The organism is Roseateles agri, assembly GCF_034043675.1.
In the GTDB taxonomy this organism is placed as follows: Bacteria; Pseudomonadota; Gammaproteobacteria; order Burkholderiales; family Burkholderiaceae_C; genus KK5.
The window spans coordinates 397,350-422,650 of record NZ_JAXCLA010000009.1; the positions used below are offsets into that span (position 1 = coordinate 397,350).

Consider the following 25,301-nt stretch of genomic DNA (forward strand, 5'->3'; position numbering starts at 1 on the left):
GTCTCAGATGCTGCCGACCGGTCTCCACCAGTGCAGCCGGTCCGACACCTGTTGGAGGTGCTCCCAGGCGGCGGTGACGGCGGCCTTGGCTTGAGGGCGGGACAGACCCAGGCCCAGCATCACCAACGTCGCGGTCTCGCGGATGTAGGCGCCGTCCAGCACGCCGGTTTGCAGGATCCGCCGCGCGCCTTCGAGGCTGACGCCGACGACCAGGTCCACCGCGGCCTCCAGCGACTCGAACTGCACCTGGCCGCGCTGCCTGGCCTCCTCGAGCCCGCGCTTGACGATCACGCTGCGTGGGTCCTCGCCGTCAAGGAACTCGATGAAGTCGACGCGCGAGATGAAGGCCGCGTGCCGCGGCTCCATGGCCGCGCGAGCCAGCGCCATCAGCGGTCCTGCAGCCATCCGCACGGCGTAGTCCTCGACGCCGGTGAACAGCGCCTCGTAGCTCGACAGCATCTCGCCCGCCATGCTGCGTCCGATCTCGGCGCGCACCTCGTCCAGCGAGTCGAAGTACTTGTAGAAACTGCCGCGCGAGACCTCAGCCACGCGGATCACGTCGTCGATCACCGGATGAAAGCCTGCGGGCGCCTGCAGATAGGCCTCCATCGTCGCGGCGATCAGGCGGGCATGCATGCGCTCGCGCTTCTCTGCTGCGGAACGGACGCGGAAGTCGTCGCCGGCGACGCTCGCTTCCACCTTAGGCAGCCTCACGGATATCGGGCAGCAGCGACAGGTTGGACGCCTGGCCCAGCAGCGCGCGGCCATAGAGTTCTGTGGACAGCATCGTGTTCAGCGCGGTGTGCCGCGAGCCGACGCTCAGGTCGCGCCACAGACGCTGCAAGGGGCTGCTGAGCGCGAAGGCACCGGGCCCGGCGATCTCCATCAGGCGCTCGCCGGCACGGCGCAGTTGGCGCATCGCGTAGCCGCAGTCCGCCTGGATGCGTGCTTTCTCGTAGCCGCTCAGCGGCTGGCTCTGCGCGGCCTCATCGATCATCGAGACGGCTCGTCGCACATGCAGCCAGGCCGAGTCGATCTCCAGCGCCGCCTCTCCGAGTTGGCCGACGAAGGTCTGCGAGTCCGCCTGCTTGCCGTACTGCCAGCCGATTGTCGGCCGCACGGGCATGTTTGCCTTGACGATGTCCAGCATCGCGCCGGCCGCGCCGAGCATTGGGGACAGCACGCCCAGCGGGAACAGCGGTTCGACCGGCCAGCGGTCCCGCGGCTCCATCTCGGCCAGCGGACGGCTGCCGCGCAGCGCCGAGAAACGCAGCACCAGCGTCGACGGCACGAAGGCGTTCCTGGCCACGATGGTGTTGCTGCCCGATGCAGACAGGCCCGAGACATGCCAGGTGTCCTGGATCGCCACGTCCGGCCCGGCCAGCGGCAGGAAGGCGAAGCCCGCGTCGATCTGCTGTCCCTGGTCGTCGAGGATGCGGATGCCATTCAAAGCCCAGTCGGCATGCAGGCAGCCGGAGCCGTAGCCCCAGGCCCCGTCCACGATGTAACCGCCCTCGGCGCCGCGCGCGGTGCCGATCTGGCCGGCCACGCTGCACACCAGTTCATCGCCACGCTTGAAGACCAGGTCGCGGATGGCCGGAGGCATTGATGAAGCCGAACCCGTCACCCCCGACAGCAGCCCGAAGGCCCAGGCCGTGCCAGGGCAGCCGCGCGCTAGTTCAGCAACCGTCTCCACGTGGGTGATCAGCTTGTGCCCGACACCGCCGGCACGGCGGGCGAACATCATCTTGAACAGGCCTGCGTCACGCAGTGCCTGGATCACCACGGCGCTGGCGCAGCGCTGGCGCTCGGCGTTCTCGGCGTGCTTGGCCAGCAGAGGCGTCAGCGCGCGGGCAAGGGCGACGGGGTCGGAGAGGCGTTCCCGGGATCCAGGTGACGGCGTAGACATATGTATTCCTGAACAGATATGCTGATAGTGTCAAATACATAGACAGAGTGACATAAGTGTTTACTCTGATCGGACGACTGCTCAACCACGACCTACAGCGATGCAAGCTCAAGACAGGCGCAGTACGGCGCCGCCGATACCGTCGGCGGCCTATGTCACGCGCACCGTGGCGCAGACCTACCTGCTCGTGGCGGAACGGCACGGCATGGGCGAGGCCGAATTCCTCGACCGCAGCGGCACCTGCCGGGCAGACATGGAGGGATGGAACGGCCGAGTCGCAGGCGCTGCGCACCGCAGGACGCTGCGCTTGTTCGATGCCATGGGCATCGTGCCGCTGCCACAGGCCGATGGCGGCTTCGACGATCTGCATGCGTTCTATCCGGCGCTGATGACGTTGCTGGCCAGCAGCGGGACCTTGCGCGAAGCGCTGCGCAACTACGTGCAATACCTCCCGCAGGCAATGGGCAACTTCGACCGTCTCTCGATGAGGGAGGACGACGAGCGGGTGCAGCTGACCGTTGAGCAGACCGATTCCGCTGGCCTGTCGAGCGCACCCGCGTTCGGCGTCCTGATGTTGGCCAGGAACATTGCCAGGCACTACGAAGCACGCGCGTCGACGCTCATCCGGGTTGAGGTGCTGGGGCGCCTGCCCGGCGCAGGCGCTGCGCTGAAGTCAGCGGCCGATTGCCATATCCTCGACGATGCCCCGCGCAATACCTGCCTGATCTCCGGCGCGGTGCTGGATCAGCCCTTCGAGTTCTACAACCCGCATGTCCAACGCTATGCGCGACAGCAGCTCGACCGGCAGTTCGAGGAGCTCCAGGCTTCGTTCAGCCTGTCCGCGCAGGTGCGCCTGCAACTGCGCCATTGCCTGCGGGCGCCGACGGAAGCTTCGCAGGAGGAGAACCTGCTGGCGCTGATGTGCGAGCGGCTCGGCATGTCGCGCTGGACACTGCGCCGCCGCCTGGCCTTCGAAGGTGCGTCCTTCGCGGCCTTGCTTGCTGCGCAGCGCCGTGACGAGCTGTGCCGGCTGCTGGCCCAGACCGAACTGTCGATCGCCGAGATCGGCGACCAGTTGGGCCTCTCGACGCCGGCTTCGGTGGCCAGATTCGCGCGGCGGCAGTTGGGCGTGACTGCTTCGGAATATCGGTTCCGCGTCCGCACGATGGGGATGTGATCAGGGCGCCTGGCAGCTCCAGTTGCTCGCGTCATTCACGTTCAGGCCCGCGCTGTTGGCGATGCCACCCTTGAAGACCGCGCGCTGCGGATGCGGGCACAACAGGAAGCTCCGTGACGGAAGGCTGGTGCCCGCTGCGCGGTTTGCCACCAATTGCGTCGGTGCCGTCCCGGCTTCCACCCATTGGGCCAGCGCTGGCAATGCCTGCGCTGCCACGTCCTGCGGGCCGGCCCCGCCACCGCAGTGCTGTAACCCGGGCACGGTGTAGAGCTGGGCCACCTGAGCCAGCTTGGCCTGGCCTCCCTGGGCGCTTGCCAGGTCGTTGAAGAAGCGGAAGGAGTCGTTGAGGGAAATGCCGTTGTCCGCCGTTCCGTGCCAGAACAAGATCTTGCCGCCGCGCTGGAAGAAGGAGTTGAGATTGCCGGCCTTGGCTGTGCCCGAGCCCGTGAAGACGTTCTCGAACATCGCATTCCATCCGTTCACGTCGGCGCTGTCGTCGAAGCTGAATGCACTGGCGAAGTCGTAGCCGGCGCCGAACAGGCCGCGCGAGGTGGTGTCGAAGACCAGATAACCGGCCGGTGGCAGGCGGCCATCGGCCGGATTCATCGACCACGGGGGCGGCGTCGCGCCCAGCATGAAGGCGGACCAGCCATTCGGATTGCCGAGGGTGTATCCGGGGTAGGTCAGCCCGAAGTCGTTCATGCCGTTCACCAGGATGTCGAGCAGGGCCTGCTGGGCTGGCGTGAAGGCGGCCCGCAGCGTCGCATCGAGCGACACCACGCTGGGGTCCGAGATCAGTCCGTCGACGGCACCGTCCGCGGCATCGAATTTCTGCAGCAGGGCGGCATCCATGGCTTGCAGCTGCGCAGGCGAAATCCAGGCATCCGGATGGTCGATCAGGTACTTCGCGACTTTGCCGAAGAACATCTGGTTGGTGACGCTGATGCCGGGCGCTCCGGCCACCACGCCGTCGAAGTCCTCCGGGTACCAAGAGGCCGCCACAATGCCCATTCGTCCACCACCGGAGCATCCGTCGATGTATCGGTACAGGCGGCGGTTGGCGTTGGCGCCGGAACTCATGCCGTAGAAGGCCTTCACCAGGGCCTGGGTCGCGGCGGTCCCGACGTGCACGCCGCGCTGGGCATAGTCGTAGGCCTTGGTGCGGTCCGTCGCGAACGCCCAGTCCACGCCGGGCGTGGTGCTGCCGGCATCGGAGCCGGCAACCGCATAGCCCGCCGAAAGCAGGCTGGCCGAAGGTTCGGGCAGGTAGCCGGCGGAGCCGCCTTCGCCTGCGAAGTAGTAGCGCGCCTGGAAGCTTCGGGGCAAGGCGACGGTGAAGCGCACCTGGTTGCTGGTCGCGGCCGGGCCTTGGGTGGTCACGTAGCCGTCGACGCGGCAGTAGGCGGTTCCCGTCGACGGGGTTACGGCGGATGCGGCCGTCAACACAGCGCTGGGGACCGCAGTCTGCAAGGTGTCGACGCTGCATTGGGCGGCAGCCTCGAGAGGCCCGCTGGAGACAGGCGGCGTGACCGGCACATCGATCTTGTCATCATTGCCGCCGCACGCGGACAAGGCGGCCAGCACCAATATCGTGGCGCCGCTCGACAAGCCCTTAGCGTTCAAGCTCGTTTCGATCCTCAAGGCAGTCTCCAGTCCTGGTTGTTGGAATGCGATGTCGCCGGTTCTCTCATGGCGAGACATCGATCAGGAATTCTGGAGAGGCAGCGGCGCGGGCGTTATCCGCTCAGGAGCAGCACTTGTCCCGCGGGAGCAAAGGCGTCAGAGAATTTGGGGTCGTGGCAGCTCAAGGCCTCATTCGGCCTCGGCCAACGCGCGTCCGACGATGTAGCCGAAGGTGAGGCCCAGCGTGTTGTTCGCTCCGCTGCCCGGCGCGCGCCCACGCCAGAGCGAGTTCATGTCCAGGCCGATCGCATGCAGGCCGGGTATTGGCCGGTCCGCTACGTCGAGGACGCGGGCCTGCGTGTCGACCCGCAGGCCGACGGTCGTCGTCGAGTCCCCGGGGAAGATCTGCACCGCATAGAAGGGCCAGTGCCGGATGGGGCCGAGGCAGGGATTTGGCCCATGGCCGGGATCGCCCATGAAGTGGTCGGCCTTGTCCTTGCCGCGGGCGAAATCCTCGTCGATGCCAGTGTCGGCCTGCGCGTTGAAGCGGCTCACCGTGGAGGCCAGGGCCTGGGGCGGCGCGCCGATCTTCAGCGCCAGGGTTTCGATGGAATCGGCCTTGATGATGTAGCCCGCCGCCACTAGGCGCCGCAAACCCCAGCCACCCGGCCGCACCAGGCCCAGACCATAGCGATGAATGAAGGCTTCGTCGCAGATCAGGTGGGCCGGCACCGAGCCGCTGCGGTGCATCGGTTCGACCAGATTGGTGGTCGACTCGTTGCCGAAGCGCCGGCCGTCCTGGTTGACGGCGATGCAGCCCGGTTTGCCGCGGTCAAGGAACAGGTGCGGGAACTTGCGCAGGCGGCCATCGGGCTCGCGCAGCACTGAGACGACGACCCAGCCGGCATTGCTGTGGTTGTCGCCGTCGAAGCGGCCGCCGCAGGTCTGTGCGCTGCTGAGGCCATCGCCGGGGTTGCCCTCCGGGACCAGCGACACATGATGGTCGGCGAAGGGGATGTAGCGGCGGCGCATCTCGGCGTTGGCCGAGAAGCCGCCGCTGGCCAGCACGACGCCGCGGCGTGCGATCACTCGCACCGGCCGGCCCTCGCGCAGCGCGGTGATACCGGTCACCGATCGGCCCTCCGTCAGCAGGCCGGTCATGGGCGTGAGGTTCCAGAGGTTCACGCCGGCGTCGACAGCCGAGCGCAACAGCCGCGCCGCCAGCGCATTGCCCATCGTCAGGCGCATGCCGCGTGGGTGGCGCAGCCGGTCGCGCGCATAGGCGAGGCCGAGCCGGGCCATGTGCCTGAACGAGGCCAGTGACCGCGTCATGTTGGCGGCGTGGCTCATGTCGGGCAGGCCGATCATCAGGCCGCCCGGGGCGTTGAATTCGTTCAGCGGTGGGCGCAGCGAGGCGAAGTGAGGACCAAGTTCGCGACCGTCGTAGTCCACCGGACAGAGCAGCCGGCCTTCCCGCATGAAGCCCTTAGCACCGGGATGCCAGTCGGCAAGACCGCGCTGCAGGTGGAAGCGTACGGCGGTGTGCTCGTGCAGGTAGTCGACCATGCGCGGAGCTGCGTCGAGGAAGGCCTCCAGCAGATCGCTGCGCAGGCTGTCGCCGACGACCTCATGCACATAGCGCGAGGCGGCCTCCGGCGCTTCCTTGATGCCAGCCTGTGCCGCCAACGTGCTGCGCGGCACCCAGATGCCGCCGCCGGAGAGCGCCGTCGTGCCGCCGAAAAAGGCAGTCTTCTCGACCAGCAGGACCTGGCGCCCGTGGCGGGCTGCCACGGTCGCGGCCGTTAGGCCGGCGCCGCCGGAACCGACGACGACGACATCGGTCTCGACAAGTTCAGGGCCTTTCTGCGCGCCAGCCAGCCCCATCAGGCCGGGCCGTAGAAATTGTCCAGGAATTTGCTCTGCACCTCCACGCGCTCGCGGCGGATCGTCGAGGACACCAGCGGATTGTCCAGTTCCTCCAGCGCATTGAGCACGAGGGTCGGGCCGTGGCCGAGGCCGTTCAGGCCCAGGCGGGCGACCTCTTGCGAGGGCGTGAGCGGGACGACGTCGGGCGAGAGATTGTTCTTCGCGAAGACGGTGCGCAGCTTCGGCGTATCGGTGGCGCCGATCAGCAGGTTCAGCACATCCACGCCACGCGGCTTCAACTCCTTCCAGAGGCTCTCGCCGAAGTTCATCGCGTAGGCCTTGGTGGCGGTGTAGATGGCCAGGCGGCCGCAGCCACCGAGGGCCGCCTCCGAACCCACCAGGATCAGCCCGCCGCGCCCGCGCTTGACGAAAGCCGTGCCGAAGGCGTGGCAGGCCTCGGTCAGCAGGTCGATGTTGCGCTGGGTCAGCGTGCGCCAGGAAGCGTAGGGCTTGTCCAGGAAAGGCCCGCCGACGCTGTCGCCGCCAGCATTGAAGACGACCAGACCCAGGTCGCGGCCAGCGGCGGCCTCCTGGAGTTGGACTGCGGCATCGGCGGCAGTGAGATCCAGCGAGACGGTGTGGACCTCGACCTTGTGTTCGGCGCGGATGCGCTCGGCCAGTTCGTTGAGCTTGTCGGCGCGCCGGGCCACGAGGATGACGTTCAGCCCCTTGGCAGCGGCCTGCAGCGAGAACTCGGCGCCGGTGCCTTCGGAGGCGCCGGAGATCAGCGCCCAGGGGCCGTAGCGGTCGCGGAAGTCGGCGTCGGACAGGGATGGGATGGTCATGGTGCTTGTCTCCTCGGTGTTGCGGTCATGGTGGCCGGGACTCGGGCGCAGGGCCAGCGTCGGCCGCCTCGGCGAACGACCTGTCGATATCGCTGAAACGCGCTCAGTCGTCAACGCCGAGCAGCTTGCGAAGGCCGGATGCGATCGGCCGCGCGCTTTCGCCCAGCCGTACCTGACGCCGCGGCGTCTTGCCAGCCGTCAGCAGTTCGACGCTCTCCATGTCCTCGGCCGCGGCGAAGAACGCTCGACCATGTGCATGCCGGTCTGGCCCCACTGGTCCACATTGCCGAGCCAGGCCTGCATGCCGTAGACCGGCCAGCGGCGGAAGTGGGCCCAGGCGGTGTCCTGGTCGGCCACGTCCTGAGCTCCGGTGGCCATCAGGGCCTCGCGGTAGTGGCGGATCAGGTCGGCGGCCGAGGCGCGGCGTTCCTCGATGGTCAGCGCGCCGAGCATGAAGTAGGCGATGTCGCGCCAGGGCTGGCCTTGCCGTGCCAGTTGCCAGTCGTGCCAGACCCGCTCGCCGTTGGCGCGCAGGAAGCTGTTGCCCTGGTGCGAGTCGCCATGCACGAGGCAGTGAGGCCCGGGTTGGCTGCGGGCGAACTCGGCCAGTTCATCGAAGGCATGGGCGAAGCGCTCGGGCCGCTCGTAGATCCAGCACGGCAGGAAGGCCTGGTAGGCTGGCTTGGCCAGGTTGATCGCGATGTAGTTGTACATGCGCAGCACCTGCTCGGTGTCCACCGGCGTGGCCATCGAGGTCTGCAGCCAGGCCTGCTGGCGCAGCAGCGGGCTGTCCCAGAGCGCGCCGTGCAGTACGGCCAGCGACTCTAGGCCCTTGGCCACGCCGTCCACGCCGAGGTGATGCGAGCTGTGGCCGAACTCTCCCTTGGCAACGCCCAGGTCTTCCATCACGATGATTCCGCGGCCTCCGCCGTCGTCATCCCAGTCGGCGTACCAGGTTCGCGGAATCGGTGCTTTCAGATTCCCCTGCATCATGAAGTAGAAACGGGCCTCGAGCTCGCAGATGTCCCCGCTCTCGAAGCCCTCCGACCAGTTGGATTTCAGGCAGACATGCCGAGGGATGCCCGCGGCCCGGCCGGCCTCGTTGAGATCAAGCGCCAGGCGCAGCTTGGTGGTGTGGCTGTTCCTGATTTCGACGACTTCCATGCCCTCGATCACGAGGCCGAAGTGGCGATGGCGCAGCAGGCCTTGGAGCCACTCGGGCGTGACCTGGCACAGATCGCGCGGCAGGCGGCCAGTGCGGGCGGAATAGGGACGCATCGATGCGGTCATCATCGGGCCGCCGGCTTCAGAGGGAGCGGCTGATGATTTCTTTCATGATCTCGGAGGTTCCGCCATAGATCCGCGCCACCCTCGCATCGACCCAAGCCCGCGAGACCTTGTACTCGCTCATGAAGCCGTAGCCGCCGTGCAGCTGGAGCAGTTCGTCGAGCACCTTGCCCTGCATCTCTGAGCCCATCAGCTTGCACATGGCGCCGACCTCCGCAGTCAGCTCGCCGCGCATGGCCTTGGCCAGACAGTCGTCCACGAAGGCGCGCAGCATCGTCGCCTGCGCCTTGCATTCGGCCAGCTTGAACTTGGTGTTCTGGAAGTCGAACACCGTCTGGCCGAAGACCTTGCGGTCGCGCGTGTAGGCGATGGTCTCCTCCAACAGCGCCTCGATCGAGGCGCAGGCCCGGATGCCGATAATCGTGCGCTCCCAGGCCAACTGGTGGGTGAGGTACTTGAAGCCTTCGTTCTCAGCGCCCAGGCGGTTGCCGACCGGCACGCGCACGTTGTCGAAGAACAATTCGGAGGTGTCCTGGCCTTTCAGGCCGATCTTCTCCAGCAGCTTGCCTTTGGCGAAGCCGGGCCGCTCCTCTTCCACGCAGATCAGAGTGAGCTTCTTGTCGGCCGGGTCCAGCTTGGTCGCCGTGACCATCAAGCCGGCGTTGCCGCCGTTGGTGATGAAGGTCTTTTGGCCGTTGACGATGTAGTCGTCGCCCTCGCGCCGGGCCGTGGTGCGCATCGCCCGTAGATCGCTGCCGATGCCGGGCTCGCTCATCGCGATCACGCCGATCAGCTCGCCGCTGACCATGCGCGGCAGCCAGCGCTGCTTCTGTTCCTCGCTGCCGTAGGCCACGATGTAGGGCGCCACGATCTCCGAATGCGTGGTGAAGCCCACGGCCGTGGCGTTGGCACGCGCGAGCTCCTCGATCATCACGGCCGAGTGGCCGAAGTCGCCGCTCGAGCCGCCGTATTCCTCGGGCACGGTGGAGCACAGCAGGCCTGCCTCGCCGGCCTTCAGCCATAGTGATTTGGGCACGATGCCGGCGTGTTCCCACTCATGCAGGTGGGGCACGACCTCCTTGTCGACGAAGCGGCGGGCGGTTTCGCGGAACTGTTCGTGGTCTTCGCGGAAGACGGGACGCATGGCGACTACTTTCCTGTGTATCGGGCCGGGCGCTTCTCGAGGAAGGCGTTGACCGACTCGTGATGGTCTTCGGTGTGATGGGCCAGCGCCTGGTAGGCGGCCGAGAGCTCCAGCAGCGAGTCCAGGCGCATATGCTGGCCTTCGCGGAGCAGGCGCTTGGTCAGGCGCAGCGCGTGGGCCGGATTGGCGGCGATGCGCTGGGCGAGTGCGAGCGCCTCCCGCTCCAGCTCGGCGGCCGGGACCACCTGCGCCACCAGGCCCCATTGCTCGGCCTTGGTCGCGTCGATGGTGTCGCCGGTGAAGGCCATCAGGCTGGCCTTGGGCAGGCCGATCACCCGTGGCAGCAGCCAGGCGCCGCCGTCGCCGGGCACGATGCCCAACTTGACGAAGCTCTCTGCGAACAGGGCCTTGTCGGAAGCGATGCGGATGTCGCACATGCAGGCCAGGTCCAGGCCGGCGCCGATGGCTGGGCCGTTGACGGCCGCGATCACCGGCAAGTCCAGTTCGTACAGCGCCAGCGGAATGCGCTGGATGCCGTCGCGGTAGCTGTTGCGCACTTCGTAAGGGCTGCCGGCGAAGATGCCGCCGCGGGTCTGCATGTCCTTGACGTTGCCGCCGGCGCAGAAGGCCGAGCCGTTGCCGGTCAAAACCAGGACCTTGGTATCGCGGTCGCGGCGCAGGTCGCGGCAGAGGTCCACGAATTCCTGCATCTGCTGCGGTTCGGAGAGGGCGTTGCGAGTCTCAGGCCGGTTCATGCGGACCAGCACGACCGGCCCGTGGCGCTCGACCAGCAGGAAAGGGTTGTTGTTGTCGACGGAAGCGCTCATTTGAATTCTCCAGCGGTGATAGCGGGCCAGAAGGCGGCAGCGCCACCGGCACAGGTTAGGCGGCCGATGCGTTGCGACCACTCGCGCGCCGAGCCATACTCGCTGCGCCAAGCCCAGAGGCGGCGCGTGCTCAGGTGCAAGCGGTGCTCGTGGGTGAAGCCCATGGCGCCGTGGACGGCGTGGGCGATGCCTGCAGCGATGCCGGAGGCCTCGGCGCTGCACACCTTCGCAGAGGCGATTCGCAGCGGCGCGAACTCGGCGCAGGCGGCCTCGGCGGTGACGGTGGCCAGCGCCACCTGTTCGGCGAGTACGGCAATCTGGTGCCCGATGGCCTGGAAGCTGCCGATCGGCTTGCCAAACTGCACCCGCTCGGTGGCGTGCTGGATACACATGGTCAGTACGGCCTGAAGCGCCCCGGCCGTCTGGGCGGCGCGGAGCAGGGCGGCGCCTTGCAGAAGGGTGTCGGCACCGAGACCGGCGGGGGCCGCAGCGCTGGCAATGGGTGCGGCGCCGCTGAAGCTCAGGTCGTCGCGGGCTTCGCCGGCGGTGTTCTGGCCTTCGTTGACGGTCGATGCCGACTCGGTGGACAGCAGTACGACTTCGTTGCCGACGAGTGCCACGACATGCGCTACATGCCGGCCCCAGGGAACGCCGCCGAGGCTCCCGCTGAGCATGCCGTCGACCCAGTTGAGTCGGGCATCGACGGCGACGGACAAGGGGCCGCCTACGGCCTCCAGCCCTGCGCTGCCCAACAGCCAGTTGCCCAGGATCGCCTCGGGCAAGGGCAGGGGCGCACAATGCCGGCCGCAGGCGAGCAGCACGGGGAACAGGTCGTCCCAGCTTGCGCCAGCGCCGCCGCTGGACTCCGGCGCCGCCGCCAGGGCGAAGCCGGATTCCTCGACGGCAGCCCACAGTGACGCCGGCCACCGGCCGCCTTCGCTGTCGAGCACGGCTTCGGGCGTGGAGAGGTCCGCAAGCAGGCGCTCGACGGTCGATTCGAAGAGTTCACGCATCAGCGCAGTCCTAAGCCACGCGCGATGATGCCGCGCAGGATTTCTCGGGTGCCGCCGCGCAGCGAGAAGGACGGTGCCATCTGCGTCAGTTGCGCGAGCACGTGGGCATGGGTGCTGCCGCCGGCGGTGCTCGGCGGCGTGTCGTGCAGAAGTTGGGCGATCTCGGGAAGCTCCTGCTCGAAGCCAGTGCCCAGGTCCTTGACGCAGGATGCGGCCAGCGCCGGATTGGCGCCCGCGGCGAGCTGGGCCGTGACGGACAGCGACATCGTGCGCAGCCCGATCAGCTTCGCCGTGAGGCGTCCGATCTCCTTGGCCTGAAGCGCGTCGGGTGCGGGGCCGATGGCGTCGATCAGCGTGTGCAGCAGCGCGATGCTGCTGAGGAAGCGTTCCGGCCCGCTGCGCTCGAAGGCCAGCTCTGCCGTCACCTGTTCCCAGCCCTGGCCTTCGGTGCCGATCAACGATTCCGGGCCCAGTTCCACGTTGTCGAAGAAGACCTCGTTGAAGTGCTCGCTGCCGGCCAGGTCGCGGATCGGGCGGATCGTCACGCCGGGTGCGCCCAGATCGATGATGAACTGCGACATGCCCTCATGCCGCGCCTTCGTCGGCTCGGCCGTGCGCACCAGCGCGATCATGAAGTGCGACTTGTGGGCGTTGGTGGTCCAGAGCTTCTGGCCGTTCAGCAGCCAGCGATCCGTGCTCTCGATGCGCCGGGCGCGCGACTTGATTGAGGCAAGATCCGACCCCGAGCCCGGCTCGCTCATGCCGATGCAGAAGTACTGCTCGCCGCGGCAGATCGCGGGCAGGTGACGGTCGCGCTGCGCATCGCTGCCGTAGCGCAGGATCAGCGGGCCGCTCTGGCGGTCAGCGATCCAGTGCGCCGAGACGGGCGCGCCGGCTGCGAGCAGTTCCTCGATGACCACGTAGCGGGCGAAGGGGCCGGCATCGGCGCCACCGTATCGCATGGGGAGGGCCATGCCGATCCAGCCCCTGGCGCCCAGCTTGCGGCTGAAGCTCGCATCAAAGCCCATCCAGGAATCGGCGCGGCGTTCCGGCGGATAGTCCGCCAGCGTCTCGCGCAAAAAGCTGCGGATTTCATCGCGCTGAGCCTCGGCCGCAGCCGGGATGCGGCTGTATCTGAACTCCTGAGCAATCACAGCGCCGTCTGCGCGTCTGCCGCAGCGAACATGCGGTTGATATCACCCGACGTCACCGGCTTGTTCGGGTCACGATCCGGCGCGGCGCCACCCAGGCCCAGTGCGGGCTCCACGCTGACGTGCTTGGCCTGCGCCTTCAACGCGCCCACCGTACAGTTCTCGCGGCCGAGGGTGCTGAACGGGTCGTAGCTGAACTCGCGCATGGCGTTCAGGTGCGTGATCTTGTTGATGATCTCGTCGCTCAGGTGTGCCGACTGCTTCTGGAACACCTCGGCCGAGTGCGGCCATGTGCAGTCGGAATGCGGGTAGTCGCATTCCCAGCAGGCCATGTCCACGTTGATCGAGTCCAGGTTCTTAAGGCCGAACGCGTCCTCGATGAAGCAGGTGATGAAGTGCTTGTTGAAGGTGTCGCTGGGCTTCTTGCCTCCGAAGTTGGTGTTCGTCCAGGCGTGGTGGTGGTTGTAGGTGAAGTCGGCGCGTTCCAGCAGGTAGGGAATCCAGCCGATGCCGCCTTCGGACAGAGCCATCTTCAGCTTCGGGAACTTCTTCCACATCGGCGCCCAGATCCAGTCGGCCGCCGAATTGGCGATCGAGATCGGCATCGAGGTGATCCAGGCGTCGATCGGCGATTCGTCCGAGGCATGGGCCGCCTTGGCGCCGGTGCCGATGTGGCAGCAGACAACGACGTTGTTGTCGGCGCAGGCCTTCCAGAGCGGATCCCAATGATCGTTGTGGATGGAGGGGTAGCCGTGCACGGTCGGGTTGTCCGACAGCGTCACCGCATGCACGCCCTGGTCCGCCATCCGCTTGACCTCGGCGGCCGCCGCCTGCATGTCCCACCAGGGCACCATCATCAGCGGGATGAAGCGGCCTTGCGCCGCGTTGCACCAGTCGTGCAGGTGCCAGTCGTTGTAGGCCTGGATGGCGGCCAGCGAAACGCCACGGTCCTCGATGCCTTGAAAGCGCTGGCCGGCGAAGCCGGGAAAGGTGGGGAAGCACAGCGAGCCCAGCACGCCGTTGGCGTTCATGTCGTCGACACGGGCCTTCACGTCCCAGGTGCCGCGGCGCATATGGGCATAAGACAGTGGCTCCATGCCGTACTCTTCCTTCGGCCGGCCGACGACAGAGTTCAGGCCCATGTAGCCGGTGGCGCGCTCTTCAAACACCCAGACGTCGCGGCCCTTGATCTGCTCGACCTTCGGGTGGCGGCCCTTGTATTTGGCGGGCATGTGGCGCTCGAAGGCGTTCGGCGGCTCGATGGCGTGATCGTCAACGCTGACGAGGATCAGGTCTTCCAGTTTCATCAACTTCCCCTTGGGTTGCGTGAGCGGCCAGGCGGACTGCGGCCGCGCTCGGTTCCGATGTGGAGCTGATGATAGGATTTAAATTGAACAGAATCAATTACTCTGTTCATTAATGGAGTCTGGTCTGGTGTTTGTACCTAGAACAGCGTCTTCGTGAGAGCCGTGCCAGCTGCGCGCAGCGCCTCGCCGATAGCATCCACACCGGCATCGTCGTAGTGGCCGCGAATCATCACGGCAGACAACGTGAAGGCGATCGTGTCCGCGGGATCGTAGACCGGGGCGGCAATGGCGAGGATGCCGTTGGAGAAGTAGCCGTCGTCCTGGGCCCAGCCGCGTTTCTTGGCCCTGTTCACTTCGCGCCAGTAGGTGTCGAAGGAAATGGGACGGGACCAATGAATGCTCTCGAACTCCTTGCGGGTCTCTTCCTCGCTCCAGCCCAACTGGCCGATGAACAGACGGCCACTCGCGCCCATCAGCAGCGGCAGGCGCTGGCCCGGTGGCATGTCGATGCGCAGCGCGGCCGGGCTCGCGACGGAGCTGACCAACACGATCCGGTCGAGCCCCATGCGGCGCCACAGTGTCGTGGTGACCTGGTAACGTGCGGCGAGGTCTTCCATCACCGGGCGGGCCAGTTCGATGCGTTGGCCCTGCGTCATCACCTGGTTGGCCAGCTTGGCCAAGCCCAGGCCGACGGTGTACATCTTGAACACCGGATTGAACTCGACCACTTCCTCGGCGACCAGCGTTCGCAGGATGTTGAAGCAGGTGCTCGGATTGATCTGCAGATGGCGCGCGATGTCGGTGGCGCGTTCGGGCGCGGCGGTCTGCGACAGGTAGCGCAGGATGCGTATCGCGTTGGAGACCGGCTTGACCGTGACGCCACTGGCATTGGTGCTGCTGCCACCGCGGGCGCCGTTGTCGGCGTCCTCGTCCACTTCGTGTTCTTCGTTCGTCGCGCTGGGCATGGTGGTGGGATGCGAGGATGAAGGGGTGCTATGCGCGAGGCTTGGTCAGGGAGTGGTATCACGTCATTCTAGATACGGAAAGGCATTCCGATATCCGAATAATCACCAATCAGATTTGCTTCAATATGGAGACACAATTATCATTAGTGTCCATAATTAGTCGACAAGTGATCGACGACAGGAGACAAGATGAGTTCGTCCGACACCCCGAAGTTCCGCGTCATCGCCGACCGCAGCCGCTGCTGCGGCTACGGGCTGTGCGCCCAGGTCTGCCCCACGGTCTACAAGCTGGATTCTGACGGACTTGTCTATCTCGAGGGCGACGTGGTGCCCGCCGGCCTGGAAGACGAAGCGAAGGAGGGCGCCGCGGCCTGCCCGGCCGAGGCCCTGGTCGTCGAAGCCATCGCCTGACCATGGCCGGTCGGTTTGAAGGCAAGGTCGTCCTGCTCACCGGCAGCGGCGGCGGGCAGGGACGGGTCGCCGCGATCCGCTTTGCGCGGGAAGGCGCCATCGTTGTCGGCTGCGATGTCGACGCCAAAGGGCATGAGGGCACACGTGCGCTGTTGGCCGACGAGGGGCTGATGCTGCACGGCGCGGCACCGGTGGATCTGGGCGACCCAGAGCAGGCGCGCCTTTGGATCGAGAACGCCGCGGAGCAACACGGCCGCATTGACGTGCTCTACAACAACGCCTCGGCCGCCCGCTTCGGGCCAGTGGCCGAACTGTCGATCGAGGATTGGCGCTACACGATGCGCAACGAGATCGACCTGGTCTTCTTCGCCACCAAATATGCCTGGCCGCATCTGGCGAAGCAGCGCGGCGTGGTGCTGAATGTGTCGTCGGTCGCCGCCTGGGGCGGCTCCAAGGCGGCCGGCATCTCGGCTCACGCGGCGGCCAAGGGCGCGGTGGTGTCGTTCACACGGCAGATCGCGATTGAAGGAGCCAAAGTCGGCATCCGGGCCGTCAGCATCAGTCCGGGGTTCATCTCGACGCCGGGCACCGAAGCCTTCATGCAGAACGCGGCGGCGCGCGCCGTCATCCTGGATGGCGTGCTGATGGACCGGCCCGGCGAATCAGACGAGGTCGTGTCCACTGCGCTTTTCCTGGCGTCTAGCGAGGCCTCCTTCATCACCGGCACCGACGTCGTCGTGGACGGCGGCCTGCTGGCTCATTGAACTTACGAATCACCTGAGCGGACTCAACCATGGACATCATCGGCCTCGGCTACCTCGGCTTCGAAGCGACACCTGCCACGCTGGATCAGTGGCGCAGCTATGGCCCGGAGGTGATGGGCTTCCAGCTCGGCGCCGTGCCGGCCAACGATCCGGAGTCGCTGTACTTCAAGATCGACGATCGCCGCAATCGCTTTGCCTTCCACCCCGGCCGGATCGATCGCCTGGCCTACATCGGATGGGAAGCGCGCGGGCGCATGGAATTCATCGCCGCGGTGGAGAAGTTCCGCGCCGCCGGCGTCGAAGTGACCGTCGGCGATACAGCGCTGTGCGAGCAGCGCGGCGTCAAGGAGCTGATCCGCTTCATGGACCCGGTCGGCTACCAGCACGAGCTGTACTACTCGCAGAAGTGGACCCCCAAGTCCTTTGTGCCAGGCCGCCCGCACGGCGGTTTTGTGGCCAATGCACGTGGCATGGGGCACCTGGTCGTGATCACGCCGGAATATCCGCCCGAGCTCGAGTCCTTCCTGATCGAGCTGATGGGATTCAAGTGGTACGGCGCCGGTGCGGGTAAAGGTAAGACCGGCTTCTTCCGCGCCAAGCTGAACGAATCCACCAGCCACGACATCGCCTTCGGCTTCGGCGCCGGCAAGCGCGGCATCCAGCATGTGGGCCTGTTCGTGAAGTCGGTGCAGGATGTCGGCCAGACCTACGACATCGTCAAGAAGCGCAACCTGCCGATGATGATGACGCTGGGCCAGCACACGCAGGACCCGCACATGTCCTTCTATCACTTCAACCCCTCGGGCTTCGCCTTCGAGACCATCGTCGAGTTGGAACCCTGGCATAACGACGGATTCGAGCTGAATCCGGAGAAGATGAGCACCTGGGGGCACGAGCTGGTTGGGCCGATCCTGGGGCCCAGCGTGCGCAATGTTGAGGAGTTGAGGGACTTCTGATCGGTGCTCGGCCTCCGAGTCAGTCCCGCGTCAACGGGTCCTGCCGGCCATCATCCTGGAAGTGGTGACAGACGAAGTCGACGAAGGCGCGAACCTTCGGACTCGCCAGCCGCTGTGAAGCGTGTAGCACCCATATCTCTGTGGGCGCCTGGTTCGACAAGCCCCAGCTCACGAGACGGCCTGAGGCTAGAGCGTCGACGGCAATCGTTCGCGGGATCAAGGCCGCGCCGGCACCGGCCAGCGCTGCGTCCCGCACCGACAGTGGCGACGCCAGCCGCATCACTGCTCGCGGATAGAACACGCGTTCCCGCCCGTCCTGTTCGTCGATGACGCGCCAGGCTTCGTCTTCGGCAGCGCCGTGGCGTAGCACCGCGGGGATACTCTCGATTTGGCCGTCGGGCGCCAGCCCTGGGCGCGACAGCGCGGGCGGTGCCACAAGCACCAGTCGGTTGCGAAGAAAGCACCGCCCGACCAGATCGCTGTCCGGGCGAGGGTTGACCCGCACGACAGCGTCGATCTCATCGGCGACCAGGTCGATGAAGCGGTCGTCGGCCACGACATCCAGGAGCACGTCCGGATAAGCCTCCAGGAAGGCCGCCGCCAGCGAGCCCAGGCTCGTCTGGGCGAAGAGCAGAGGAACGCTGATCCGCAGCCGGCCGCTCGGCCGTCCGAGACCCGCCTTGACGTCCTGCAGCGCCTCCTTGATTTCGCCGATCTGCGATCCGGTGCGCTCGTGGAGGACCACGCCTTCGTCGGTCAGCCGCAGCGTGCGTTTGCCGCGCTCGATCAAGCGCACGCCCAGGCTCTCCTCGAGTTCGCGCACATGGCGGGACAGGCTCGCCTTCGACTGGCCGCTGGCCCGACTGGCGCGCCCGAAACCGCGGTGGGTTGCAACGAGGTGGAAGTCGGCAAGCGCGAGCAGGTCCATGACGTTCCAGATATGAGACGAATTATCTCAATATTAGCGTCTGTGCTTCAAGAGTGGAACAACCTAGTCTTCAGTCACGGGAGCAACAGCCAGTCGGCCCGCCGGGACGACAGCGGGAGCCCTTTAACTTGCCGCCTTGCGCGGTGCCATCCATTCCATTCAAGGAGTTTCACCATGTCCATCCTCGTCACCGGCAGTACAGGCCGTATCGGCAGCCAAGTCGTCCAGCAACTCGCCGCCAACGGTTCCACTGTGCGCGCCCTGACGCGCGCGCCCGAGAAGGCGAACTTCCCCGCGGGCGTCACCGCCGTGCGGGGCGACCTGCTTGACGCCGACGCGATGCGCCAGGCGATGGCCGGCGTGAAGACGCTGTTCCTGCTCGTGAGCAACGCGCCGGACGAACTGACCCAGGCGATCAACACGCTCGGCTTTGCGCAACAAGCGGGTGTGCGGGGCATCGTCTACCTGTCCGTGACGCGCAGCGCCGAGTTCAGCGACGTCTCTCACTTCACGGCCAAGCATGCGGCAGAACGCATGATCGAGCAGTTAGACCTTCCGGCCACTGTGTTGCGTCCGTCGTACTTCTTTCAAAACGATGCAACCCTCAAGGAGCCGCTGACCCAAGCCGGGCTCTACGTCTCGCCGGTGGGCAGCAAGGGGGTGTCGATGGTCGATGTCCGCGATATCGCGGACGCCGCGGTGATCGAGATGCTGCGACGTGATCGAGCCTCGGTGGCGCTGCCGCGCGTGAGCTATGAGCTCTCGGGGCCTGACGCTCTCACCGGCATGTCGCTAGCCTCCATCTGGGCCCGGGTGTTGGGCCGCGAGGTGCGCTACGCGGGCGGCGACCTCGCGGCCTTTGAGAAAGCTGTCGGCACCCGCGCGCCGGCGTGGCTGGCCTACGACCTGCGGGCCATGATGCATCGCTACCAGACAGATGGCGCGGTTGCCACGCCGGCTGACATCGATCGCCTGACCGCGCTTCTCGGTCGCGCGCCGCGCACGTACCTCGATTTCGCCCAGGAGACGGCAGCAGCCTGGAATGCCTGACCGACCGCCCCGCAAGCTCTCGACCCCCAAGGAGATTCCCATGACCACGAACCTTCAAGCGCCACGCGTGCTTTTCATCGGCCAGCAGCCGGAGACCGTCGACTTTTCCGATCCCGCCTTGCCACCTGGTTTTGACGCCGCGAAGATCCACGCCGGCATCGCCATCGGCATGCAGCAGATGATTGACCGTGGATGGGCCGCCGAGCTCTGCCTGGTCCAACCCGACGCCTCGGCGTCGGAGGCGGTCAAGCAGAGGCTGGCAAGTACGAGCTACGACTGCGTCGTGATCGGCGGCGGCATTCGGATTCCTCCGAAGAGCCTGCTGCTGTTCGAGCAACTGATCAACGCGGTCCATGTGGCGGCGCCATCAACGCGCCTCGCGTTCAACACCACGCCGCAGGACACGGCGGACGCTGCCGCGCGATGGCTCTCGGTTCGCTAAGCGCGGGTGGCTTGAAGCGTGCCGGTCCGGTCAGCTCCGTGCACCGGCGGCGTCCATGCGCTCCTGCATCGCCGCATTGAACTCCCGCTTCAGTGTCGGGTAGTAGGCGATTTGCCCCTGCATACCGCCTGCGATGTCGATGGATGCTCCGCTGATGAAGCTGGCCCGGTCGCTGGCCAGCAGCAGCACCATGCCGGTGATGTCTTCCGGCTTGCCGTAGCGGCCGGCCGGAACGACCTTCAGCACCATCTTGTCGAACTCCTCGCGCGTGCAACTGCCGGGCGGCATCTCCTGGAAATGGCGGTTCCACTGGCCGGTGTCGATCCAGCCCATGTTGAGCGTGTTCACCAGGATGCCATCCTTAGGCAGGGACATGCCCAACGTCTTGGACAGCGCGATGCAGGACGCGCGGTTGATCACCGAGGGAATGCCGTCCGGCGTCGGGATGGCGCCGGCCAGCGCGTTGATCTCGATGATGCGCCCCCAGTGCTGCTGACGCATGTACGGCACCACCGCCTGGATGAAACGGAAGTGACCCATCTGCAGCACATTGGCATGCTCGAGGATCTGCTCGGGCGTCAGCGTGTCGAGGTTGCCGCCGCGACCCTGGCCCGCGTTGTTCACCAGCACGTCCACGCCGCCCCAGGCGCTCGCCACCTCGTCCACGAAGGCCTTGACTGCGGCGGTGTCGGTCACGTTCACCGCGCTTGCGATAACGGCCTGGGCGGAGGACGCCAGCTCGTCGCCGACGGCCCGAACATCGGCCTCGGTGCGCGCACAGATGGCGACCCGCGCCCCTTCCTGTGCGAAGGCCGTAGCGATGGCGCGGCCGATGCCGCGTGACGCACCAGTGATGATGACGCGCTTGTTGCTCAGGTCGATGTTCATGGAGGATGTCTTTCGCGGACTGTCTAATCTGTTTTTGGTTACTTGAACGTAATCTGGCTGTGTGTTCATTTATTGGGAGAATCAAACCGATTCTGACGCCGATACCACCAGTATTCGCGCGACATTGGCTCGATCCGGCTGTTCGAGCATGAAACGCACAGCCGCGGCGATATCGGCCGGGTCCAGCGCTGGCGTGCCATCGGCGCCCACCTGCGCCCCTCGGGCGCGCAGCTTGTCGAAGATCTCGGTCTCCGTAGTGCCGGGCGCGACGGTGCCGACCCTCACTCCTGTGCCGTTCAGCTCCACCCGGAGCGCGGAGGTGAACACTTCCAGCGCATGCTTGAGCCCGCTGTACACGCCGACGGACGAGGAACTGATATAGGCGGCGACGCTGGACACGTTGATGATCGCGCCATGGCCCTGTGCCTTGAAGTGCCGGGCCAGTACGTAGGAGCCACGCACGACCGCATCGAAGTTCACGCGTGTCATTTGCGACAACTCATCCAGATCCGCGGTATCGATGCGGGCCGCGACGAAGATGCCGGCGTTGTTGATCAGGATGTCGACCCGGCCGAACGACTCGAGAGCCAAGCCGAGCAGGGTGGCCGGCGTGTCGGGTGCCTCGATGGCAGCGGCAAGTGTGACGCTGGGCGAAGGCAAGGTTGCTGCGAGCGCTGCGAGGCGGTCTTCGCGCCGTGCCGTCAGCACCAGTCGCACGCCGAGGGCGCTCAGTTCGCGCGCGATCGCTTCGCCAATGCCTGACGAGGCACCGGTGACGATGGCGACGGTGTCCTGGAGTTTCATGGATCAAGAGCCTTGTTGGAGGGCTCGCCAGGGACGCCATGCCTGCAGCGGCACCGGCCTCGTGGCAAATCAGTGATGGACTGCCGCCAGCAGCACATTCCACGAGGCCGCGTGTGCCCCGGGTGGAACCGTCTGCCTCGGCGCGTACTGCGCCGACAGGGCCGAGGCCTGCGGGGCCGGGTTCTGCTGGGACGGGTCATTGTCCGAGTTCAGCGCCACGCCCACCGGTGCCAACCCGAAGCAGAGCGTCTTGATCAGGAATGCAGCCTTCATCCTTGTTTCCTTCAGCGAACCGGATCCCTGGCACCTGTCACCGCGAGTGCTCGAACCCTGAATGAAGTCTATGGATTTAATATGAACACAATCAGAAGGTTTGTACCTATGTCGATCTGATCAGGCCGCCTGCAGCTCCTGGCGGTGGGATGCCCATCGGCGCATCAAATCGGTCTGCTTGAGTGCCGCCGCCCGGGCGTTGCGCTCCCTGACGTGGCCGAAGCCCTTCACTGCCTGCGGCAGCCTCGCCAGCTCCATGGCGATAGGCATGCGTTCGTCGTCCAGGTCGATGGCGATGCCGCTGACCAGCGCTTCGAAATCGCGAATGGCCTGGCGTTCGCCACGGCGCTCGGCCGTGTATCCGAAAGGGTCAAAAGGCGTGCCGCGCAGGCCTTTCAGCCCGGCCAGTGCCTTGAAGACGACAGCGACCCAAGGGCCGTATGCCTTCTTGACCAGATGGCCCTTTTCATCCTTGCGCGCCAGCAGCGGCGGCGCGAGGTGGAAGCGCATGCTCAGCTTGCCGTCGAACTGCTCCTTGATTCGATCGAAGAAGCCGCTCTCCACATGGAGCCGCGCCACCTCGTACTCGTCCTTGTAAGCCATCAGCTTGTAGAGGCTGACCGCCACTTCGCGGGCAAAACGGTCCCGGCCGGTGCGACTGTGCTCGACGCGCGCGATCTCGGAGACGAAGCGCCGGTAGCGCTGGGCGTACGCGGCATCCTGGTAGGCGCCCAGGCGCTCGCCGCGATCACTCAGCAAGTGCGCCAGGCTGGGCAGGCGGTTCGTTAGCAGCATCACAGATTCCGCCGGGCGGATGCCGGCAGCCAGATGCACTGCCGCCAGGTCCAGCGCCGCTTGGCGGCCCCAGGTGAAGGCAGCCTGATTCATCGCGACGGCTGTACCGTTCAGTTCGATCGCCTGGCTCAGCGACTCTCGCATCAGCGGAATCCAGCCCTTCTGCCAGGCGTAACCCAGCATGAACATATTGCTTGCGACGGCGTCGCCGAGCAGGGCAGTGGCCAGCCGCGTGGCATTGACAGCCGCGAGTTCCATCACAGCGCCGCGCACGCGCTCCAGCAGCCCCTCCGGCGATGCCTGCCAGTCGGGATTGCGCGTGAAAGCGCCGGTCGGCGCCACGTCGGTATTTATCAGCGCGTGGGTCCGGTCGGTGGACAGCGTGGCCATCGGGTCGGCGCCGGCGCTGGTCATCAGGTCGCAGCCGAGGATCAGGTTCGCCTGGGCGCGTGGCACTCTAGTGGCGTGCAACTCGGTCGACGTGGCGGCCAGACGCACATGCGACTGCACAGCGCCGCCCTTCTGGGCCAGGCCCGCCATGTCGAGGATGCGGACGCCCTTGCCCTCGATGTGCGCCGCCATGCCGAGGATGGCGCCGATGGTCACGACACCGGTGCCGCCCACGCCGGCCACGAGGATGTTGCAGGGCTGTGCCAGCTCGGGCAGGGCTGGGTCAGGCAGGTTCTCCGGCAGCTTGATCTTGCTGCGATCGGGCTTGCGTAGCTCGGCGCCTTCCACTGTGACGAAGCTGGGGCAGAAGCCGTTCACGCAGGAGCTGTCCTTGTTGCAGGAACTCTGGTCGATCACGCGCTTGCGGCCGAGTTCCGTCTCCAGCGGCAGGATCGAGACGCAGTTGGACTGCACGCCGCAGTCTCCGCAGCCCTCGCAGACAGCCTCGTTGATAACCACCCGCCGGGTCGGATCCACCAGCTTCTTCGCCTTGCGGCGCCGGCGCTTTTCGGTGGCGCAGGTCTGCACGTAGACGATGGCCGAGACGCCCTTGACTTCGCGCAACTGCCGCTGCAGAGCGTCCATGCTGTCGCGGTGCGCGATGTGGCTGCCGGGCGGCAACTCATACAGGCTGAAGTTCTCCGGCTCATCGCTGACCAGATGCAGCTCGCGCACGCCTTCCGCCGCCAGTTGATGCATCAGCTGCGGCACCGATGGCGCACCTTCCACCGGCTGGCCGCCGGTCATCGCGACCGCGTCGTTGACCAGCAGCTTGTAGGTGATGTTGACATTGGCCGCGACCGCTGCCCGGATTGCCAGCGAGCCGGAGTGCATGTAGGTGCCGTCGCCGAGATTGGCGAACACATGGGGCGTGTCCGTGAACGGCGCGGTGCCGATCCAGGTGGCGCCTTCGCCGCCCATCTGGGAGAAGGTCTCGGTGCGCCGGTCCATGCCCTGAACGAGGTAGTGGCAGCCGATGCCGGCTAGCGCTCGCGAACCTTCGGGCACGCGCGTGCTGGTGTTGTGGGGGCAGCCCGAGCAGAAGTAGGGGACCCGCTGTGGCAGGCTCGGATCGGCCGGGAGGCTCTGGCGCATGGCAGCGCAGCCCTCGCCAAGCCAGGCGCTGACTCCCGCTGGCAGGGCGTCGCGGCCGAGCACCCGCTCCAGGCGGCGCGCAATAGCATCGGCGATCACCGCTGGGTTCAACTCGCCATTGGGCGACAGCAGGATGTGCTGGCTCGGCACCTTTACCCACTCGCCGGCATCGTCGTACTTGCCGACGACGCGAGGACGATCCGGTTCGTTGTACAGGTGTTCCTTGATCTGGTACTCCAGCACCTGGCGCTTCTCCTCGACGACGAGGATCTCCTCCAGCCCCTGCGCGAACTCGACCACGCACTGCGGCTCCAGCGGCCAGACCACGCCCACCTTCAGCAGCCGCAGGCCCAGCGCGGCCGCGTCGTCCACATCCAGGCCGAGCAGCTTCAACGCCTCACGCACGTCCAGGTAGCTTTTGCCCGCAGTGACGATGCCCAGCCTGGCCTGCGGCGCTGACCAGTCCTGGCGGTTCAGCCTGTTGACGCGGACGTATTCCAGCAGCGCGTACAGCCGCTCGCGTTGCAGCCGGATCTCCTGCACCAGCGGCGGATCGGGCCAGCGGATCGAGAAGCCATCCGGCGGGATCGGGTAGCTGTCGGGGATCTTGATGTCGACGGCCTGCGGATCGATCTCCAGCGAGCCGGAGGACTCAATCGTGTCGCTGACCACCTTGTAGCCGACCCAGCAGCCCGAGTAGCGCGACATCGAGAAGCCGTGCAGGCCGTACTCAATGAAGTCCTTGAGATCGGCCGGCGCCAGCACGGGGATCATCGAGGCGATCAAGGCATGCTCGCTCTGATGCGGCAGTGAGGAGGACTTGCAGGAGTGGTCGTCGCCGGCGACCAGCAGTACACCGCCCTTGGGCGCGCAGCCGGCGATGTTGCCGTGCTTGAAAACGTCGCCGCAGCGATCCACGCCGGGACCCTTGCCGTACCAGAGAGAGAACACGCCATCCACTCGCGCCTTCGGATCGAGAGCGAGCATTTGCGTGCCCCAGATGGCCGTGGCCGCCAGTTCCTCGTTGAGGCCCGGCTCGAAGCGAATCTTGCGCTCGGTGAGGCGTGCCTTGTTCTTCCACAGCTCCAGGTCCAGCCCGCCCAATGGCGAGCCGCGATAGCCGGAGACAAAGCCCTCAGTGTTGAGCCCGACGGCTTCGTCGCGGGCCTTCTGGGCCAGCAGCATGCGCACCAGCGCCTGCGTTCCGGTCATGAAGACGCGACCGGCGGGGAGGTCGTACTTGTCGCTCAGGCGAACGGATTGGCTCATGGTGCTGGGCGTCGTCGAGACGAATGCAAACAGAATTCGTCAGTCTGTTCACAAGTTGTGCC

The 25,301-nt window shown here is 66.3% G+C and carries 23 protein-coding genes; 6 read left to right on the forward strand and 17 right to left on the reverse strand.

Annotation, left to right across the window (positions count from 1 at the left end; translation table 11 throughout):
- Nucleotides 1-3: 3 nt before the first annotated feature.
- Nucleotides 4-699 carry a hypothetical protein gene (locus SNE35_RS26975; protein ID WP_320426136.1) on the reverse strand — a complete coding sequence of 232 codons (696 nt, stop codon included), beginning with the start codon at nucleotides 697-699 and terminating at the stop codon, nucleotides 4-6.
- A gap of 1 nt (nucleotide 700) precedes the next feature.
- Complete coding sequence (locus SNE35_RS26980) at nucleotides 701-1,909, reverse strand: acyl-CoA dehydrogenase family protein (protein WP_320426137.1); 1,209 nt, start codon at nucleotides 1,907-1,909, stop codon at nucleotides 701-703.
- Nucleotides 1,910-2,009: 100 nt separating this feature from the next.
- On the opposite strand from SNE35_RS26980, the gene SNE35_RS26985 reads away from it, so the two are divergent.
- A complete protein-coding gene (locus tag SNE35_RS26985; protein ID WP_320426138.1) occupies nucleotides 2,010-3,086 on the forward strand; it encodes a helix-turn-helix transcriptional regulator in 1,077 nt (358 codons plus the stop codon).
- Here SNE35_RS26985 and SNE35_RS26990 read toward each other — a convergent pair whose 3' ends face one another.
- The 10 genes from SNE35_RS26990 to SNE35_RS27035 all read right to left on the reverse strand — a co-directional run bounded on the left by SNE35_RS26990 (nucleotide 3,087) and on the right by SNE35_RS27035 (nucleotide 15,114).
- Nucleotides 3,087-4,787, reverse strand: coding sequence for a tannase/feruloyl esterase family alpha/beta hydrolase (locus SNE35_RS26990; protein WP_320426139.1), 1,701 nt, complete (start codon nucleotides 4,785-4,787; stop codon nucleotides 3,087-3,089).
- Nucleotides 4,788-4,898: 111 nt separating this feature from the next.
- The gene (locus SNE35_RS26995; RefSeq protein ID WP_320426140.1) at nucleotides 4,899-6,593 is read right to left on the reverse strand and encodes an FAD-dependent oxidoreductase; all 1,695 of its coding nucleotides are present in this window, start codon (nucleotides 6,591-6,593) and stop codon (nucleotides 4,899-4,901) included.
- Entirely contained in the window at nucleotides 6,593-7,420 is an 828-nt protein-coding gene (locus tag SNE35_RS27000; protein WP_320426141.1) for an SDR family NAD(P)-dependent oxidoreductase, read from the reverse strand. Before SNE35_RS27000 ends, SNE35_RS26995 begins: the two co-directional genes overlap by 1 nt.
- A gap of 198 nt (nucleotides 7,421-7,618) precedes the next feature.
- A complete protein-coding gene (locus tag SNE35_RS27005) occupies nucleotides 7,619-8,698 on the reverse strand; it encodes a phosphotransferase (RefSeq protein WP_320426142.1) in 1,080 nt (359 codons plus the stop codon).
- Nucleotides 8,699-8,726: 28 nt separating this feature from the next.
- Nucleotides 8,727-9,851, reverse strand: a complete 1,125-nt coding sequence (locus tag SNE35_RS27010) for an acyl-CoA dehydrogenase family protein (RefSeq protein WP_320426143.1) — start codon at nucleotides 9,849-9,851, stop codon at nucleotides 8,727-8,729.
- Nucleotides 9,852-9,856: 5 nt separating this feature from the next.
- Entirely contained in the window at nucleotides 9,857-10,678 is an 822-nt protein-coding gene (locus SNE35_RS27015; protein WP_320426144.1) for a crotonase/enoyl-CoA hydratase family protein, read from the reverse strand.
- Nucleotides 10,675-11,691, reverse strand: coding sequence for an acyl-CoA dehydrogenase family protein (locus SNE35_RS27020; RefSeq protein WP_320426145.1), 1,017 nt, complete (start codon nucleotides 11,689-11,691; stop codon nucleotides 10,675-10,677). The genes SNE35_RS27015 and SNE35_RS27020 overlap by 4 nt, the downstream gene beginning before the upstream one ends.
- Nucleotides 11,691-12,845: an acyl-CoA dehydrogenase family protein gene (locus SNE35_RS27025; protein WP_320426146.1), complete on the reverse strand. Its 1,155-nt coding sequence runs from the start codon at nucleotides 12,843-12,845 to the stop codon at nucleotides 11,691-11,693. Before SNE35_RS27025 ends, SNE35_RS27020 begins: the two co-directional genes overlap by 1 nt.
- Nucleotides 12,842-14,149, reverse strand: coding sequence for an amidohydrolase family protein (locus SNE35_RS27030; RefSeq protein WP_320426147.1), 1,308 nt, complete (start codon nucleotides 14,147-14,149; stop codon nucleotides 12,842-12,844). The genes SNE35_RS27025 and SNE35_RS27030 overlap by 4 nt, the downstream gene beginning before the upstream one ends.
- Before the next feature lie 137 nt (nucleotides 14,150-14,286).
- The gene (locus SNE35_RS27035) at nucleotides 14,287-15,114 is read right to left on the reverse strand and encodes an IclR family transcriptional regulator (RefSeq protein ID WP_320426148.1); all 828 of its coding nucleotides are present in this window, start codon (nucleotides 15,112-15,114) and stop codon (nucleotides 14,287-14,289) included.
- Nucleotides 15,115-15,303: 189 nt separating this feature from the next.
- Between SNE35_RS27035 and SNE35_RS27040 the strand changes: the two genes are divergently transcribed.
- Genes SNE35_RS27040 through SNE35_RS27050 form a run of 3 tightly spaced genes read left to right on the forward strand, consistent with a single transcriptional unit; the run spans nucleotide 15,304 to nucleotide 17,245 of the window.
- Nucleotides 15,304-15,525, forward strand: a complete 222-nt coding sequence (locus SNE35_RS27040; protein ID WP_320426149.1) for a ferredoxin — start codon at nucleotides 15,304-15,306, stop codon at nucleotides 15,523-15,525.
- A 2-nt stretch (nucleotides 15,526-15,527) separates the two neighbouring features.
- The gene (locus tag SNE35_RS27045) at nucleotides 15,528-16,289 is read left to right on the forward strand and encodes an SDR family NAD(P)-dependent oxidoreductase (protein ID WP_320426150.1); all 762 of its coding nucleotides are present in this window, start codon (nucleotides 15,528-15,530) and stop codon (nucleotides 16,287-16,289) included.
- A 29-nt stretch (nucleotides 16,290-16,318) separates the two neighbouring features.
- The gene (locus tag SNE35_RS27050) at nucleotides 16,319-17,245 is read left to right on the forward strand and encodes a VOC family protein (RefSeq protein WP_320426151.1); all 927 of its coding nucleotides are present in this window, start codon (nucleotides 16,319-16,321) and stop codon (nucleotides 17,243-17,245) included.
- A gap of 19 nt (nucleotides 17,246-17,264) precedes the next feature.
- Here the strand turns inward: SNE35_RS27050 and SNE35_RS27055 are convergent, their stop codons facing one another.
- Nucleotides 17,265-18,173: a LysR family transcriptional regulator gene (locus SNE35_RS27055; RefSeq protein WP_320426152.1), complete on the reverse strand. Its 909-nt coding sequence runs from the start codon at nucleotides 18,171-18,173 to the stop codon at nucleotides 17,265-17,267.
- A 174-nt stretch (nucleotides 18,174-18,347) separates the two neighbouring features.
- On the opposite strand from SNE35_RS27055, the gene SNE35_RS27060 reads away from it, so the two are divergent.
- Nucleotides 18,348-19,223 carry an SDR family oxidoreductase gene (locus SNE35_RS27060; protein WP_320426153.1) on the forward strand — a complete coding sequence of 292 codons (876 nt, stop codon included), beginning with the start codon at nucleotides 18,348-18,350 and terminating at the stop codon, nucleotides 19,221-19,223.
- Nucleotides 19,224-19,263: 40 nt separating this feature from the next.
- Nucleotides 19,264-19,665, forward strand: coding sequence for a hypothetical protein (locus SNE35_RS27065; protein ID WP_320426154.1), 402 nt, complete (start codon nucleotides 19,264-19,266; stop codon nucleotides 19,663-19,665).
- Between the two features lie 30 nt (nucleotides 19,666-19,695).
- On the opposite strand, the gene SNE35_RS27070 is transcribed toward SNE35_RS27065, so the two are convergent.
- From SNE35_RS27070 to SNE35_RS27085, 4 genes are all read right to left on the reverse strand, one after another.
- A complete protein-coding gene (locus SNE35_RS27070) occupies nucleotides 19,696-20,553 on the reverse strand; it encodes an SDR family oxidoreductase (RefSeq protein ID WP_320426155.1) in 858 nt (285 codons plus the stop codon).
- 81 nt (nucleotides 20,554-20,634) lie between these two features.
- On the reverse strand, nucleotides 20,635-21,357 hold the full coding sequence (locus SNE35_RS27075) for an SDR family oxidoreductase (protein WP_320426156.1): 723 nt from the start codon (nucleotides 21,355-21,357) through the stop codon (nucleotides 20,635-20,637).
- 69 nt (nucleotides 21,358-21,426) lie between these two features.
- Complete coding sequence (locus tag SNE35_RS27080; RefSeq protein ID WP_320426157.1) at nucleotides 21,427-21,630, reverse strand: hypothetical protein; 204 nt, start codon at nucleotides 21,628-21,630, stop codon at nucleotides 21,427-21,429.
- A 120-nt stretch (nucleotides 21,631-21,750) separates the two neighbouring features.
- Nucleotides 21,751-25,275: an indolepyruvate ferredoxin oxidoreductase family protein gene (locus SNE35_RS27085; RefSeq protein WP_431312797.1), complete on the reverse strand. Its 3,525-nt coding sequence runs from the start codon at nucleotides 25,273-25,275 to the stop codon at nucleotides 21,751-21,753.
- Between the last annotated feature and the right edge of the window lie 26 nt (nucleotides 25,276-25,301).